This is a genomic window from Pseudomonas sp. Colony2 (assembly GCF_019382755.1).
GTDB lineage: Bacteria > Pseudomonadota > Gammaproteobacteria > Pseudomonadales > Pseudomonadaceae > Aquipseudomonas.
The window spans coordinates 6228717-6243342 of record NZ_CP080030.1; the positions used below are offsets into that span (position 1 = coordinate 6228717).

Sequence of the window (14626 nt, forward strand, 5' to 3'; positions counted from 1 at the left end):
GAGACTTCCTTTTTTACTTAAACCAGAATCAGGTTATCCCGGTGAACCAGCTCCGGCTCAGCCATGTAACCCAACAGACCGACAATCGCCTCAGACGACTGCCCGATGATTTTCTGCGCCTCAAGGGCGCTGTAGTTGGCAAGGCCACGGGCAATCTCACGACCATCCGGCGCCACACACACCACCATTTCGCCACGGCGGAAGCTGCCCTGGACCAGTTTTACACCCACCGGCAGCAAGCTTTTGTTGCCTTGGGACAACGCTGAAACCGCACCAGCATCCAACACCAGAGTACCGCGCGTCTGAAGATGCCCCGCCAGCCACTGCTTGCGCGCCGCCAGCATGCCACGCTCAGGCGACAGCAGCGTACCGATGCGCTCGCCCGCCTTGAGGCGATCCAGCACCCGCTCAATCCGGCCACCGACGATGATGGTATGCGCACCAGACCGCGCAGCCAGCCGTGCCGCACGCAGCTTGGTCTGCATGCCGCCACGCCCCAGGGCACCGCCGACACTGCCAGCCACCGCATCCAGCGCCGGATCATCGGCACGCGCCTCATAAATCAGCTGGGCCTCAGGGTTATTGCGCGGGTCAGCGTCGAACATGCCGTCACGATCCGTGAGGATCACCAGCAAATCAGCCTCAACCAGGTTGGCCACCAGCGCTGCCAGGGTGTCGTTGTCACCGAAGCGAATCTCGTCGGTCACCACGGTGTCATTCTCGTTGATCACCGGGATCACCTTGAGTTCAACCAGGGCACGCAGGGTGCTGCGGGCATTCAGGTAGCGCTTGCGGTCGGACAAGTCGTCATGGGTCAGCAGAATCTGCGCCGTGTGGCGCCCGTGCTCGGCAAAGCTGGATTCCCAGGCCTGTACCAGGCCCATCTGACCAATCGCGGCGGCAGCCTGCAGCTCATGCATCGCGCTGGGTCGCGCGGTCCAGCCGAGGCGGCTCATGCCGGCGGCAACCGCCCCGGACGACACCAACACCAACTCGACGCCGGCCTCATGCAAGGCCACCATCTGGTCCACCCAGACACTCATGGCCGCACGATCCAGCCCCTTGCCATCCGCCGTCAGCAGCGCGCTACCGATCTTAACGACCCAACGCTGCGCACCTGTCACCTTGCTCCGCATCATCTTCAACCTTAGATAGAGGGCCGCGCGACCCAGCGCCGCCCATAACGTTATTCGTGACTACCGATTTCCAGATACCAAAACGCCGCTCGATTGAGCGGCGCTTAAGTTTACTGCAACGAATCAGTCGCGCACGTAAATGATTTCCGGACCATCTTCATCATCCACGTCTTCCTCGTCCCAATCATCGTCACCGATATCATGGACCGACTTGACGCCACTGCGACGCAGGGCACGCTGATCATCCAGCGCCTGCAACTGGGCACGAGCCTCGTCTTCGATGCGCTGATCCAGTTCAGCCAGCTCGGCCTTGTAGACAGGGTCGGCGGCCAGGCGATCGGCACGGTCTTCGAGGTAACGCATGATGTCGCGAGTCAGGCGCTCAGTGCCTTCTTTGGCAATGGCCGAGATCACGTAGACCGGACCGGTCCATTCCAGGCGATCAACGATCTCCTTGACGCGCTCTTCGTGCTCTTCCTCGAGGATCTGGTCGCACTTGTTCAGCACCAACCAGCGATCACGCTCAGCCAGGGACGGGCTGAACTTGGTCAGCTCGCTGACGATCACTTCAGCAGCGTCCGGTGCACTGGTGTCATCCAGCGGCGCCATGTCGACGAGGTGCAGCAGCAAACGGGTGCGGGACAAGTGCTTGAGGAAACGGATCCCCAGGCCTGCGCCGTCGGAAGCGCCTTCGATCAGGCCCGGAATGTCCGCAACCACGAAGCTTTTCCAGCGGTCGACGCTGACCACACCCAGGTTCGGCACCAGGGTAGTGAACGGGTAATCGGCGACTTTCGGCTTGGCAGCAGACACCGAGCGAATGAACGTACTTTTGCCGGCGTTCGGCAAGCCCAGCAGGCCCACATCAGCCAGTACCTTCATTTCCAGCTTGAGGTCACGCTGCTCGCCTGGCTTGCCCGGCGTGGTCTGGCGTGGCGCACGGTTGGTACTGGACTTGAAACGGGTGTTGCCCAGACCGTGCCAGCCGCCATGAGCCACCAGCAGGCGCTGACCGGCTTTGGTCAGGTCACCAATGACTTCCTGGGTTGCGGAGTCGATCACGGTGGTGCCGACCGGAACCCGCAGTACCAACTCTTCGCCTTTTTTACCGGTGCAGTCAGTGCTGCCGCCGTTGGAGCCACGCTCGGCATCAAAGTGCCGGGTGTAACGGTAGTCCACCAGGGTGTTGAGGTTTTCGTCGGCGATCATGTAGACCGAGCCGCCATCACCACCATCACCACCGTTAGGACCACCGTTTTCGATGAATTTTTCCCGACGGAAACTCATGCAACCGTTACCGCCGTCGCCAGCTTTTACTCGGATCGAAACTTCATCAACGAACTTCATAACAAAACGCCTCTCGTCGCACGGACGAGCTTAAGAAACCAAGACATAAGACTCTTGCAAAAATGAGCGCAGCGACCTCAAGCAACGACCGCAAATCCACTGCTTTCGCCCATCACAAACAGCTTTGCAAGAGACTCACCCCACAAACGAAAAAGCCCCGTCGCGAGACAGGGCTTTTCCAGCAACTACGTAATTATGCCGCGACGACTTCAGTCTTCGGGACAATGCTCACGTAACGGCGGTTGAAAGCGCCTTTTACTTCAAACTTGATCACGCCGTCGATTTTAGCGAACAGAGTGTGATCTTTACCCATGCCAACACCGTAACCGGCGTGGAATTGGGTGCCGCGCTGACGCACGATGATGTTGCCCGGAATGATAACCTGGCCGCCATACATCTTCACGCCAAGGCGTTTGGCTTCTGAGTCGCGACCGTTACGGGTACTACCACCAGCTTTTTTGTGTGCCATGAGTCAATTCTCCTAGTGAGGAATTAGGCTGAAATTAAGCCTGAATACCGGTGATTTTGATCTCGGTGTACCACTGGCGGTGGCCCATACGCTTCATGTGGTGCTTACGACGACGGAACTTGATGATGCGGACTTTATCGTGACGACCTTGGGAGATCACTTCAGCCACAACGGTAGCGCCTGCAACAACTGGAGCGCCGATGTTCACGTCATCGCCATTGGCGACCAACAGAACGCGATCAAAAGTAACGGATTCGCCAGTAGCGATTTCCAGCTTCTCGATCTTCAGGTATTCACCTGGGGCGACCTTGTATTGCTTGCCACCAGTAACAATTACTGCGTACGACATGGTATTTCTCCGATAATCCTGCTCACCCAGCGCTTTATAAGAAGAGGTATTGGCTGGCATGGCTGCATGGGATGGACGTCCCGAATGCAATTGCGTAAGGCAGGTGCTGCCCAGGAAGTTCAGGGTGCGCGATTGTACGCAAGCTATGGAGGTGTTGCAAGTAGCCGTCTATCGCGCCTTGACACTACGGGACGTGGGTCCTAGCATGCCGCGCAACCCTTCTGGAGCGACTGTCGCTGATGCAACCCCAAGCTTTCTACCGCGCGGTGGCGGACGATTTTAGCGCCGTCGACGGCATCATCAAGAAGCAGCTGACTTCTAAAGTGCCGCTGGTCTCCAAAATTGGCGACTACATTACGTCGGCCGGCGGTAAACGCCTGCGTCCTTTATTAGTGTTGCTGTGTGGCAAGGCCCTGGGCCGCGAAGGCGATGACCTGCGCCTGCTGGCCGCGACCATCGAGTTCCTGCACACCGCCACCCTGCTGCACGACGACGTGGTCGACATGTCCGGCATGCGCCGTGGTCGCGAGACGGCCAACGCGATGTGGGGCAACGCGCCGAGCGTGCTGGTGGGCGACTTCCTGTACTCGCGCTCGTTCGAAATGATGGTCGAGCTGGGCTCGATGCCGGTGATGAAGATTCTTTCACAGGCCACGCGCATCATCGCCGAAGGCGAAGTGTTGCAGCTGTCGAAGGTTCGCGACGCCAGCACCACCGAAGAAACCTACATGGAAGTGATTCGCGGCAAAACCGCGATGCTCTTCGAAGCCTCGACCCACAGCGCCGCCGCCCTGTGCGAAGCGACGCCCGAGCAGAGCGAAGCCCTGCGCACCTTCGGCGATCACCTGGGCGTGGCCTTCCAGCTCGTGGACGACCTGCTGGACTATCGCGGCGACGCCGAAACCCTGGGCAAGAACGTCGGTGACGACCTGGCCGAGGGCAAGCCGACCTTGCCACTGATCTACACCATGCGCGAAGGCACGCCGGAACAGGCCGCCCTGGTGCGCAAGGCGATCCAGAAAGGCGGGATCGAAGACCTGGAAAGCATCCGCGAAGCCGTGGAAGCCTCGGGTTCCCTTGAATACACCGCGCAACTGGCCCGTGACTACGTGGCTCGCGCGATCCAATGCCTGGAAGCCCTTCCAGCCAGCGAATACCGGGACGCCCTGGTTGAGCTGAGTGAGTTCGCGGTCGCCCGTACTCACTGATTCTGCTCTGCTCCATGYAGGAGCTGGCTTGCCTGCGATWGCATCACCKYGGTGTAACWGACAAACCGAGGTGCCTGCATCGCAGGCAAGCCAGCTCCCACAGCGTTCTCTGGCGTTGCTGCCCCCTGCCCGGCTAAAACCCTATACAATGTGCGCTTTTTAGCCATCCTGAAACCAAGGAGCTTTAGTGAGCACGTTGCCATCCTGCCCGAAATGCAATTCCGAATACACCTACGAAGATGGCGCCCAGCTGATTTGCCCGGAATGCGCCCATGAGTGGGCCGTCGGCGGCGAAGCCGAGGCGGCCAGCGATGAATCCGTGAAGAAAGACTCTGTGGGCAACGTCCTGCAGGACGGCGACACCATCACCGTGATCAAGGACCTCAAGGTCAAGGGCACGTCCCTGGTGGTCAAGGTCGGCACCAAGGTCAAGAACATCCGCCTGTGCGATGGCGACCACGATATCGACTGCAAGATCGACGGTATCGGCCCGATGAAACTCAAGTCCGAGTTCGTCCGCAAGGTCTGAATATGCTGCCTCCATCCCGTGCCCTGCACGGGATGGCGCTTCACCCTCCCCGCGTCAGTTCCGCACTGGCGGCAAAAGGCCAGGCCTTTTGATCAAAAACAATATCCACACAGAAAAGTCCGGAAATGGCCAATAGGGACTTGCTATTCTACGAATAAGAATTATTCTCATTGAAACCCATCAAGGAGATACTTCCCATGACTTATTTGATCGATGCCTGGCTGGACCGTCCACACCCTTACCTGCGAATCCTCCATCGGGAAACCGGGGAAGTCTGCGCGGTGCTGGAAGAAGAGGCGTTAAGCGAACTGCAGGATCAGGGCGACCTGGACGTCAATGGCCTGAGTTCCAGTGAGCCCGGGGTGCTGAAGGAAGTGGTGAGAAATCTGTTTCTGTTCTGCTATGCCCGAGCGTTGCGCCCGGTGACGGATCTCAATGGCAAGTTTCATCCATGAGCAACCGCGCAAAACAATGCAGGAGCGAGCAGGCTCGCTCCTGCAGGTAAGGTCTTACAGAACGTCGAGCAGCTCGACGTCAAACACCAGAACGCTGTGCGGCGGGATGCTGCCAACGCCTTGAGCGCCGTAAGCCAGTTCGCTCGGCACGTACAGGCGCCATTTGCTGCCGGCATTCATCAGTTGCAGGGCTTCGGTCCAGCCGGCGATCACTCCGCCAACCGGGAATTCCGCAGGCTGGCCGCGCTCGTAGGAGCTGTCGAACACAGTGCCGTCGATCAGGGTGCCGTGGTAGTGAGTACGCACCTGGTCTTCACGGGTCGGCTTGGCGCCGCTACCTGCAGTCAGCACTTCAAATTGCAGGCCGGAAGCCAGGGTGGTGATGCCGTCACGCTTGGCGTTTTCAGCCAGGAAAGCCAGGCCTTCGCCAGCAGCAGCTTCAGCCTTTGCAGCGGCTTCGGCTTGCATGATTTCGCGGATGACCTTGAAGCTGGCGGCCATTTGCTCCTGGTCCACACGGCTAGGCTTGCCGGCAAAAGCGTCGGTCAGGCCAGCCAGGATCGCGTCCAGGCTCACGCCCGGTGGCGGGTTGTCGCGCAGCTGGTCGCCCAACTGACGGCCAATGCCGTAGCTCACGCGGGTTTCGTCGGTGGACAGATTAACTTCGGACATGGAAAGGCTCCGCTGTAGGACGACACAGGTGCCGTCCAAACTAAAAGGGCGAGCAGACTAGCACACAAGCCACGCCCTTGATGAGCCCCGCGCAGGAGAGCGCCAGGGGCTGATTAATGCTTGGTAACCTTGTCCAGGTAGCCCATGGCAAACGCCGACACCACGAAGGTCATGTGAATGATCACGTACCATTTCAGGTGCTCGGGATCGACGTTCTTGGCGTCCATGAAGACCCGCAGCAGATGGATCGACGAAATCGCCACGATGGACGCCGCGACCTTCATCTTCAGCGACGAGGAGTCCATGGTCCCCAGCCAGTTGAGCTTCTCCTTGCTTTCGTCGATGTCCAGCTGGGAGACGAAGTTCTCGTAGCCGCTGATCATCACCATCACCAGCAGGCCGCCCACCAGGGCCATGTCGATCAACGACAGCAGCACCAGGATCACATCCGACTCGCTCATGGTGAACACGATGGGAATCACATGAAACACTTCCTGGAAGAACTTCAGGCCCAGCGCCAGCAGCCCCAGGGACAGCCCGAAATAGATCGGCGCCAACAGCCAGCGTGAGGCATACATTGCATTTTCGATAAAGCGTTCCATTGAATCTCACACAGCTTGGCTAAAAATGGCGACGAGTATACCAGCCGCACCCAAACCCCAGAAACCGTCGAGAAAACTGATCTGTACGGCATCTGTTAAGGAATTTTTCTGCTAGTGTCGAGCTCATCAACTCGGCTCGATGATGTCGGACAGGAAAACTCAGATAATGGATGTGCGATCCCCTTTGGCCAGCCTTGGCCTGTGTGCGGCGTTGCTGATGGGCAGCGGTTGTTCCCCAAGCGATGAACACAAGCAAGCCAGTCTCGAAGAGAAAACCGCCAAGTTCGAACAATCCCTGGACGCCATCCAGGACCCCAAGCTCAAGGACGCCGTGTCCGAGCTCGGAGGCTCGCTGCTGTTGCTGGAACGGGCGCGCGCCAAGCTCGCCACCAAGCCCATCGAGGCCGAGTACAGCGAAGACGCCCTGGCGCTGCTCAAGCATTACCCTACGCCGCAGGCCCTGGTCGATACCTACATCAATGGCCTGTTTGTCCTGCGCAAGGCGTCCCATTCGGACTACCTGACGGACCTGCAGCCGATCTTCCCGTTCAACTTCAACATGCCCGACCAGTTCCCCTTCCCTCACGGCCTGGAATGGCAGTCGGTGACCCTGAGCAACAGCAAGGTCATCCCGTTCCAGCCGGAATGGTCGGAAACCGACCCGGGCATCCAGTTGAGCCCCACCAGTTCCAACCTGACCAACCCCGATGACCTGACGGTGACCTACCCATTCGTCGAAGGCGTCGAGACGGAGAACAAAAGCCAGCCGCAGCCCGTCACCCTCAAGGGCAAGGTGGAAGTGATTGCCCCGCGTAAAGTCTTCACCTTCGACTTGTCGAAAAAGGACGTGGGCCGCAAGCGCACCGAAGAAAACGTCACCGTCACCCTGCTGGCCCTGGAAAAGAACTACGCCGAGATCGAACTGACCAACAGCGCCCCGCTGGCGCCGGAAGTCGCGGACGAATCGCCGAACCCGTTGCTGGTGCAGGCTCGTGACACCACCGGGCAATTTCTCTCGCGCTCGGGCTCGATCAACGAAAACGCCGCGCAACTGGCGTTCTACGAGAAGCAACTGGCCGAAATGCAGAAGCAGAAGGCCTGGTCCGACGCCTTCGAGAAACAGCTGGAAGACGAGCAGAAAGCCTTCGAGCTCAAGCAGAATAGCCATTACACCAAGGTGTACTTCAATGGCCTGATCGACAATGTGCAAGTCAGCGTGCTCGACTTTTCCCAGGCCACGGTGACCCGCAAGGACCTGGACCTGCCCGTACGGCGCTTCGACAAGAACAGCCTGGAAAAAACCGTACAGCCGTTGCCGATGCCCGTCACGGTGTATGACGACCAGGCTGCGGATTGGCTCAAGGACGCCACCCTGTCCGAAGACCAACTGAAGAAAAGCGTCACCATCAACCAGTCGGTGGATGACGCCAGTGCGGCGCACGTTGAGTTCGATCACCCCTACACCTTCAACGACGACCTGCTGGGCGAGGACCGCGGCGGCGGCGATGCCCCGGTGACGTTCCTCACCGCCAACGACGAAGGCAAGCTTGGCGAGCCGATCGAACTGCCCGCCGAAGCCTACGAGGTCGACCCAGGGCGCGGCACCATCACCTATGACCTGAACCTGTTCCCTGAAAACCCGGGGTTTGCCGTCGGATCGATGCCGCTGTTCCTGGCGACCATCGAGAAAGGCAGCCTCACTGCCGGGCAACTGCCCAAGGGCCTTGAGCTGAAGGACAACGCGCTGATTGTCGACCAGAAGCTGTTCCCCTCTGACAGCTGGCGGTTCTATGCCAAGGACGCCAGCGGCAACTACCTGAAGGAAATTCTCGGCGTCAGCCACCGCGCCGAGGAATACGGCACGGCGCTGTTCGACGTGCATTACTTCTACGGCCAGCCGACGACATTGGAAACCTACCAGCGCACCGGCCTGGACACGGTGCAGTATGGGTTTGAGGTGAAGCTGGACAAACCCGAGGCGGCCCCTGCCCCCAAGCCCTAGCCCCTCCCCCGCCCCCGTAGCAGCTGTCGAGCACCAGCTGCTACGGGGGGAGTGCGGTCAGCGGATATCGCTTAGCACCGTCTGCCGTCCACCGTTGAGTTGTCGCAAGTGCGCCTGCAGGTGCAGGCACCAGATCTGCGGGTCGTCAGCCAGCTCGTACCCGTGCAGGGTCAGGCTTTCAACAATCGAATCGAGGATGGTTTGTGCCACGAAAGGTCCGTGGAACGGGCCTTGGGACTTGATGGTGGAGGGTTGTTCGCCGGTCATTCCGGCGGCAAACAACAAGGTCCACATCCCGGTATCCCCCGCGAGAGGGCGAATGGAACATTCGATACGGGTGACCAGGCCCAGGCACTGGCGGGTGAGGCAGAGGTTGCGCGACATGGCGGCGACCCTCGGTAGATCCGGTATTCAGCCTCGCAAGGCAAGACTGTTTCTATCCAGCGACTCCTGTGGCTATCCCTTGAGCTGAGAATAGAAGAAACCCGGTACAAACCAAGGCTGGGGGACCAACGGATGACTGCCGTCACGACGGCGTCAAAAATATGCCGAAGGGACCTGGAACCAGGCCCCTTCGGCATTGATTACACCGGCTTGGTCTCAGCCAGTGCTTCCTGCGCCAACTCCTTCTCGGCTTCCTTCAGGTCATCTTCACTGATCATCTCGGCGATTGCCCGCAGACGCTCCACCACCCGCGCATTGACGCTGCCTTCGGGGAATTGCCCCTCTTCGTCGGGCGAACCCGCAGGCTCACCCACCAGCAGGCTCAAGGCCTCGTCGGCCTGACGCACGGCATAGACGTGGAATTGCCCCTGCCGCACGGCCTGCAACACCTTCTCATCGAGCATCAGTGTCGCGACGTTGGCCTGGGGAATGATCGCCCCCTGCTCGCCGGTCAGCCCGCGGGCCTCGCAAAGACGGAAGAAACCTTCGATCTTCTCGTTGACCCCGCCGACCGCCTGCACCTCACCAAACTGGTTGATCGAGCCGGTGATGGCAAAGCACTGCTTGAGCGGCGTCTTCGACAGGGCCGAGATCAAGGTGCAGGCTTCGCCCAGGGACGCGCTGTCGCCGTCGACATAGCCGTAGGACTGCTCAAGGGCGATACTCGCCGAGATCGCCAACGGGAATTCCTGGGCATAACGGCTGCCCAGGTAACCGGTGAGGATCATCACGCCCTTGGAGTGAATCGGCTGGCCGAGGTTAACTTCACGCTCGATATCGACGATGCCGCTGCCGCCCGGGTACACCGTGGCAGAAATCCGCGCCGGCACACCGAACGCGGAGTCACCCACCTCCAGCACCGTCAGCCCGTTGCACTTGCCCACCGCCGCGCCGGCGGTGTCGATCAGGATCACCCCGGCGAGCATGTCGTCGAGAATCCGCGCCGACACCCGCCCGGTGCGCGTGGCCTTGGCCTTGAGTGCGCGCTCGATGTGCCCGGAGTCGGTGCGCTCATCACCGGCCAGGTGACGAATGAAGTCCGCCTCGCTGACCAGCTGGAACAAATCACCGATACGCGCCGACAAGCGGCCCTGGTTCTCCGCCAACCGCGCGCTGTAGGTCGCCAGCCGCGCCACCGCATCGGAGGTCAACGGCGCCATGCCTTCTTCCGAGGTGCGGGTTTTCAGCAACTGGGCGAACTGCTCCAGGCTTTCATCCACCATCGGGATGTCTTCGTCAAAATCCACCAGTACCCGGAACATCTCCTGGAAGTCCGGATCCGCGTCCTGCAACGCGTAGTACAACTGGCGGGAGCCGATGATGATCACCTTGAGCTGCAACGGGATCACTTGCGGGTTGAGGGTCACCGTGGCCAGGCGGCCCAGTTCGCCCAGCGGTGATTCCATCTTCAGCTTGCGCGATTGCAAGGCACGCTTGAGGGCGTCCCATACAAACGGCTCGCTGAGCATCTTCTCGGCTTCAAGGATCAGGAAACCACCGTTGGCACGATGCAGCGCACCCGGGCGCAATTGGCGATAGGTGGTGTAGAGCGCGCCCTGGTCGGTGCTGTATTCAATACGACCGAACAGGTTGTCGTAGGTCGGATGCGGCTCGAAGACCACCGGCGCGCCACCGTTGATCGGATGCCCCACCACCAGGCTCGGGCAGTACTGTTCTTCCAGCAACTTGCGAGCCTGGGCGTCGGTTTTCGCGTCGTCCACCAACTGCTCGACCACGGTTTTCAGCAGGTAGACCTGCATCGCCTGCAAGTAGCCGCAGACGGCCGCGTTCTCCGCATATTTTTCGGACAACGGCGCCAGCAGTGGCTGCAAGGCCAGCGTGATGGTTTCTTCGTTGAACTGGCGCATCTGGTTATTGGACTCGCGCTTCCACTGGGGCAGGCTGGCGAGTTCTTCGTTGAGGCGTTCTTCCAGTTCGGAAATATCGGTGTGGAAACGCTCGCGGTCGGCTTCGGGCAACTGCGAGAACTCGGCCTCGTCCAGGGCCTTGCCGTCGAGCATCGGGGTAAACGCTATGTTGGTGCTGTCACGGTACAGCGCCACGTCTTTTTCCAGGGCCAGGCGCTCGATGACGTCCAGGGCACGGTCGTAACGCTGGTTGAAGGCACGGTCGATGGCGCTTTTGCGCTGTTGATACGTCGGGTGTTCAAACACCGCCGGGAAGGTCGCGACCAGGTTGTCGATCAGGCCGTTGATATCGGAGATGAACGCGGCAGCACCGCCCGCAGGCAGTTCCAGCGCGCGGGGTTCGCGAGGCTCATCGAAATTATTGACGTAGACCCAGTCGGCCGGGGTCTGCAGGCGCTTGCCTTCGGCCTTGAGGTAGCGTTTGACGAACGAAAAGCGCCCGGTACCGGGCTCGCCCATCACAAATACGTTGTAACCGGGGCGTGGCATGGCCACACCAAACTGCAAGGCTTCGACCGCACGTTCCTGGCCAAGCACACCGCGAAAGGGCTCCAAATCATTGGTGGTCGAGAAGCTGAACTGTTCAGCGGAAAAAGGACGAGTCAGCGCTTCGGGCGCTAGACGCAAGCTGGCAGCAACAGGATCAGGCATCGGGCTTCCTTACATCAGGCGGGGCAGATGACGGCATTCTGGCGCCGGGTTGGGCCGGCTGGCAAGGACGGCTTGGGGAAAGCATAGACCCGTGTTCGGGGCTGTAAAAAAACCGAGTGTTTCCGGCTTGTTTCATAAAAAGTCACGGAACCCTTGGATCATGCCTAAACTCCAACCTGCTGCGGGTTGGACTAATAACCGACCCCTAGGGTGCTGTCAGGCACCTGAACCCTTGTCCATTGGTTTGCACACAAAGAGAACAAAGCTATGAAACGGATCCTTCTCGGTACTCTCTTCACCGTCGTCTCCCTCAATGCAATGGCAGAAGCGCCAGGTGGCCCGAACTGCGGTTGGGGCAACATGTTGTTCGAAGGCCAACGCGGCACTCCGGCTCACTTCCTGGCCTCCACCACCAACGGTACCTCGGGTAACGCCACGTTCGGCATGACCTCGGGCACCAACGGCTGCAGCACCAACAGCGCACTGACCTACGGTGGCAAATCGTGGATTGCCATGAATGGCATGATGAACGAGCTGTCCGAAGACATGGCCAAGGGTAACGGCGAAGCGCTGACTACCTACGCTGTAGTACTGGGCGTTGCTCCTGAAGATCGCGAGCACTTTGCCGCTGTGACTCACGAGCACTTCCAGCAAATCTTCAGCAAGGCTGACGTAACCGCTGATGACGTGCACAACAACACCCTGGCTGTACTGAAAAGCGACACCCGTCTGGCGAAATACGCTACCCAGGCTTAAGCTCGACCCGCCCGTGCCTTTCGAGGCACGGGTTTTATTATTTTTGGACCTGCCTCCCCTTTGGGTCTTTTTATCTCGACTTAAGTTGCCCACATGCTCAAACGCCTTGCCTACCTGGCACTCTTCGCCTGCGCCCCGCTTTATGCGGCGCCGCACCTTGATGATCAACGTTTGCAGCAGCTGGCCAACGACCCGTTCTGGCTTTCGCTGGGGCACTACGAATCCGGTAAGTTCAAAGGCTGGCGCAGCTATGTCAGCGACAAGAAATTCTTCCTCGCTCCCGATGGCGCCCACCATCCGGACCAGGAGCTGAAGGCCACTGTCGAGGCGCTGTATGCCCCGGCCAGCCTCGGCGAAAAGCACGCCCAATGCGTTTACCCGGCACGTACACGCTGGCTCAAGGACCAGTTGCACCTGAGCGACTTGCCGGCGCTGGACTGCAAGGAGTTCAAGCAATGGTTCAAGGACGTCGCCCCCCACAGCGCGGTGATGATCTTCCCGGCGGCCTACCTCAACAGCCCATCATCAATGTTCGGCCATACCCTGCTGCGCATCGACCAGGCTGACGTGCAGAGCAACAACACCGCCCTGCTCAGCTACGCGATCAACTTTGGCGCCTATATCGAAGGCTCGGACAACAGCATCCTCTACGCCTGGAAGGGCCTGATGGGCGGCTACCCGGGCCTGTTCGCGCTGGTGCCCTACCAGGAAAAACTCTCGGAATACCGTAGCCTGGAGAACCGCGACCTGTGGGAATACCGCCTGAACCTGACCCAGGTCGAGACCGAGCGCATGGTCGAGCACGTGTGGGAACTCAAGCAGATCCAATTCGACTATTTCTTCTTCGACGAAAACTGCTCCTATCGCCTGCTGGAACTGCTGCAAGTGGCCCGCCCAAGCCTGCGGTTAACCGAACAATTCCCGCTGACCGCGATCCCTACCGACACGGTAAAAGCCGTGAAAGAAGCCGGCCTGGTGGAGAAAATCGATTACCGCCCTTCCCGTGAACGGGAGCTGCTGGAACGCGCCAAGCCGCTGGACAGCGACGAGCAGCAATGGGTGCTGAAGATCAGCGACGACCAGAAACAACTGCAGGACCCGGCGTTCAAGGCCATCGCCAAAGACCGCCAGGCCCTGATCATCGACGCCGCCTACCGCCTTGGCCGCTACCGCGCCAACGGCCTGGAGCGCGACACCGAACGTTCCCAGCGCAGCTTCGAACTGCTGCGGGCGATCAACCAGAACCCGGCGCCGGACCTGAAGATCGAACGCCCCGGCCTGCCCGAAGACGGCCACGAATCCCGCACCTGGCAAGCCGGCATCGGCACCCGGGGCGACAAGGCTTTCGGCGAATACGGCCTGCGCATGGCCTACCACGACCTGAACGACAACGCCGAAGGCTTCCCCTTGGGCGCGCAGATTGAAATCCTGCAAATGAAACTGCGCCAGTACGAAGGCAACCACTGGCAATTGCAGCAACTGGATCTGGCAACCATCCGCTCACTGACCCCACGCAACGAGCTGCTGCAGCCCTGGTCGTGGCAAGTCACCGGCGGCCTGGAGCGCGTACCGGGCAAGCATGACGACGAGACACTCGTCAGCCACGTCAACGGTGGCGCGGGCGGCACCTGGCAACTGCGCGACGACATGCTTGGCTTCGCCCTCGGCACCGTGCGCGTGGAGCACAACAGCGACTTCGGTGAAGCCATCTCCCCGGCTGCCGGGTTCAATACAGGTGTGTTGTGGCGCAACCCGCTGGGCAACCTGAGCCTGGAAGCCAAGGGTGACTTCTTCACCAATGGCGAGGTGCGGCGCAGTATCAGCCTGAATCAACAGTGGGAATTGTCGCGCAACCTGGGGCTGAGACTGAGTGCGCAGCGGGAATACAGCCACCTCGCGACACCGGTGAACGAAGTGATGCTGGAAGTGAAGTGGTATCACTATTAATCCCTGAGCCGTAGATCGTTCCCACGCTCCGCGTGGGAATGCATCCTGTGACGCTATGCGTCACGACCTTTAAAAGCGGACGCAGAGCGTCCAGGGCGGCATTCCCACGCAGAGCGTGGGAACGATCACTA

General features: G+C 60.0%; 14 protein-coding genes. 6 read left to right on the forward strand and 8 right to left on the reverse strand.

Features of this window, described 5'->3' with window-relative positions; genetic code table 11:
- Positions 1-17: 17 nt before the first annotated feature.
- The 4 genes from proB to rplU form a co-directional block, all read right to left on the reverse strand.
- Complete coding sequence (proB, locus tag JV201_RS25340; protein ID WP_003215866.1) at positions 18-1136, reverse strand: glutamate 5-kinase; 1119 nt, start codon at positions 1134-1136, stop codon at positions 18-20.
- Positions 1137-1259: 123 nt separating this feature from the next.
- On the reverse strand, positions 1260-2483 hold the full coding sequence (cgtA, locus tag JV201_RS25345) for an Obg family GTPase CgtA (protein WP_003215864.1): 1224 nt from the start codon (positions 2481-2483) through the stop codon (positions 1260-1262).
- A 193-nt stretch (positions 2484-2676) separates the two neighbouring features.
- Complete coding sequence (rpmA, locus tag JV201_RS25350) at positions 2677-2952, reverse strand: 50S ribosomal protein L27 (RefSeq protein ID WP_003215862.1); 276 nt, start codon at positions 2950-2952, stop codon at positions 2677-2679.
- Between the two features lie 34 nt (positions 2953-2986).
- Positions 2987-3301 (reverse strand): 50S ribosomal protein L21, encoded by a 315-nt coding sequence (rplU, locus tag JV201_RS25355; protein WP_003176051.1) that lies wholly within the window; start codon positions 3299-3301, stop codon positions 2987-2989.
- Positions 3302-3540: 239 nt separating this feature from the next.
- On the opposite strand from rplU, the gene JV201_RS25360 reads away from it, so the two are divergent.
- The 3 genes from JV201_RS25360 (at position 3541) to JV201_RS25370 (ending at position 5493) form a co-directional block, all read left to right on the forward strand.
- Positions 3541-4509, forward strand: a complete 969-nt coding sequence (locus JV201_RS25360; RefSeq protein WP_003215860.1) for a polyprenyl synthetase family protein — start codon at positions 3541-3543, stop codon at positions 4507-4509.
- 187 nt (positions 4510-4696) lie between these two features.
- Positions 4697-5038, forward strand: a complete 342-nt coding sequence (locus JV201_RS25365; protein ID WP_219406166.1) for a zinc ribbon domain-containing protein YjdM — start codon at positions 4697-4699, stop codon at positions 5036-5038.
- 197 nt (positions 5039-5235) lie between these two features.
- Positions 5236-5493, forward strand: a complete 258-nt coding sequence (locus JV201_RS25370; protein WP_003215856.1) for a hypothetical protein — start codon at positions 5236-5238, stop codon at positions 5491-5493.
- Between the two features lie 54 nt (positions 5494-5547).
- On the opposite strand, the gene JV201_RS25375 is transcribed toward JV201_RS25370, so the two are convergent.
- Positions 5548-6165, reverse strand: coding sequence for an FKBP-type peptidyl-prolyl cis-trans isomerase (locus tag JV201_RS25375; protein WP_003215854.1), 618 nt, complete (start codon positions 6163-6165; stop codon positions 5548-5550).
- Between the two features lie 113 nt (positions 6166-6278).
- Entirely contained in the window at positions 6279-6767 is a 489-nt protein-coding gene (locus JV201_RS25380; protein ID WP_003215853.1) for a TIGR00645 family protein, read from the reverse strand.
- A gap of 166 nt (positions 6768-6933) precedes the next feature.
- On the opposite strand from JV201_RS25380, the gene JV201_RS25385 reads away from it, so the two are divergent.
- The gene (locus JV201_RS25385; RefSeq protein WP_219406167.1) at positions 6934-8769 is read left to right on the forward strand and encodes a hypothetical protein; all 1836 of its coding nucleotides are present in this window, start codon (positions 6934-6936) and stop codon (positions 8767-8769) included.
- A 57-nt stretch (positions 8770-8826) separates the two neighbouring features.
- Here JV201_RS25385 and JV201_RS25390 read toward each other — a convergent pair whose 3' ends face one another.
- On the reverse strand, positions 8827-9153 hold the full coding sequence (locus tag JV201_RS25390) for a hypothetical protein (protein WP_003215849.1): 327 nt from the start codon (positions 9151-9153) through the stop codon (positions 8827-8829).
- A 200-nt stretch (positions 9154-9353) separates the two neighbouring features.
- Complete coding sequence (locus JV201_RS25395) at positions 9354-11792, reverse strand: Lon protease family protein (RefSeq protein ID WP_003215847.1); 2439 nt, start codon at positions 11790-11792, stop codon at positions 9354-9356.
- Positions 11793-12059: 267 nt separating this feature from the next.
- Between JV201_RS25395 and JV201_RS25400 the strand changes: the two genes are divergently transcribed.
- A complete protein-coding gene (locus JV201_RS25400) occupies positions 12060-12548 on the forward strand; it encodes a DUF3015 domain-containing protein (protein WP_003215845.1) in 489 nt (162 codons plus the stop codon).
- A gap of 93 nt (positions 12549-12641) precedes the next feature.
- The gene (locus JV201_RS25405; protein WP_087695249.1) at positions 12642-14495 is read left to right on the forward strand and encodes a DUF4105 domain-containing protein; all 1854 of its coding nucleotides are present in this window, start codon (positions 12642-12644) and stop codon (positions 14493-14495) included.
- Positions 14496-14626: the final 131 nt, after the last annotated feature.

Coding starts and splice junctions, on each gene's coding strand:
- rpmA (WP_003215862.1), bottom strand. CDS start 2,952: ATGGCACACAAAAAAGCTGGTGGTAGTACCCGTAACGGTCGCGACTCA.
- rplU (WP_003176051.1), bottom strand. CDS start 3,301: ATGTCGTACGCAGTAATTGTTACTGGTGGCAAGCAATACAAGGTCGCC.
- JV201_RS25395 (WP_003215847.1), bottom strand. CDS start 11,792: ATGCCTGATCCTGTTGCTGCCAGCTTGCGTCTAGCGCCCGAAGCGCTG.
- proB (WP_003215866.1), bottom strand. CDS start 1,136: ATGCGGAGCAAGGTGACAGGTGCGCAGCGTTGGGTCGTTAAGATCGGT.
- JV201_RS25375 (WP_003215854.1), bottom strand. CDS start 6,165: ATGTCCGAAGTTAATCTGTCCACCGACGAAACCCGCGTGAGCTACGGC.
- cgtA (WP_003215864.1), bottom strand. CDS start 2,483: ATGAAGTTCGTTGATGAAGTTTCGATCCGAGTAAAAGCTGGCGACGGC.
- JV201_RS25380 (WP_003215853.1), bottom strand. CDS start 6,767: ATGGAACGCTTTATCGAAAATGCAATGTATGCCTCACGCTGGCTGTTG.
- JV201_RS25400 (WP_003215845.1), top strand. CDS start 12,060: ATGAAACGGATCCTTCTCGGTACTCTCTTCACCGTCGTCTCCCTCAAT.
- JV201_RS25405 (WP_087695249.1), top strand. CDS start 12,642: ATGCTCAAACGCCTTGCCTACCTGGCACTCTTCGCCTGCGCCCCGCTT.
- JV201_RS25385 (WP_219406167.1), top strand. CDS start 6,934: ATGGATGTGCGATCCCCTTTGGCCAGCCTTGGCCTGTGTGCGGCGTTG.
- JV201_RS25360 (WP_003215860.1), top strand. CDS start 3,541: ATGCAACCCCAAGCTTTCTACCGCGCGGTGGCGGACGATTTTAGCGCC.
- JV201_RS25370 (WP_003215856.1), top strand. CDS start 5,236: ATGACTTATTTGATCGATGCCTGGCTGGACCGTCCACACCCTTACCTG.
- JV201_RS25390 (WP_003215849.1), bottom strand. CDS start 9,153: ATGTCGCGCAACCTCTGCCTCACCCGCCAGTGCCTGGGCCTGGTCACC.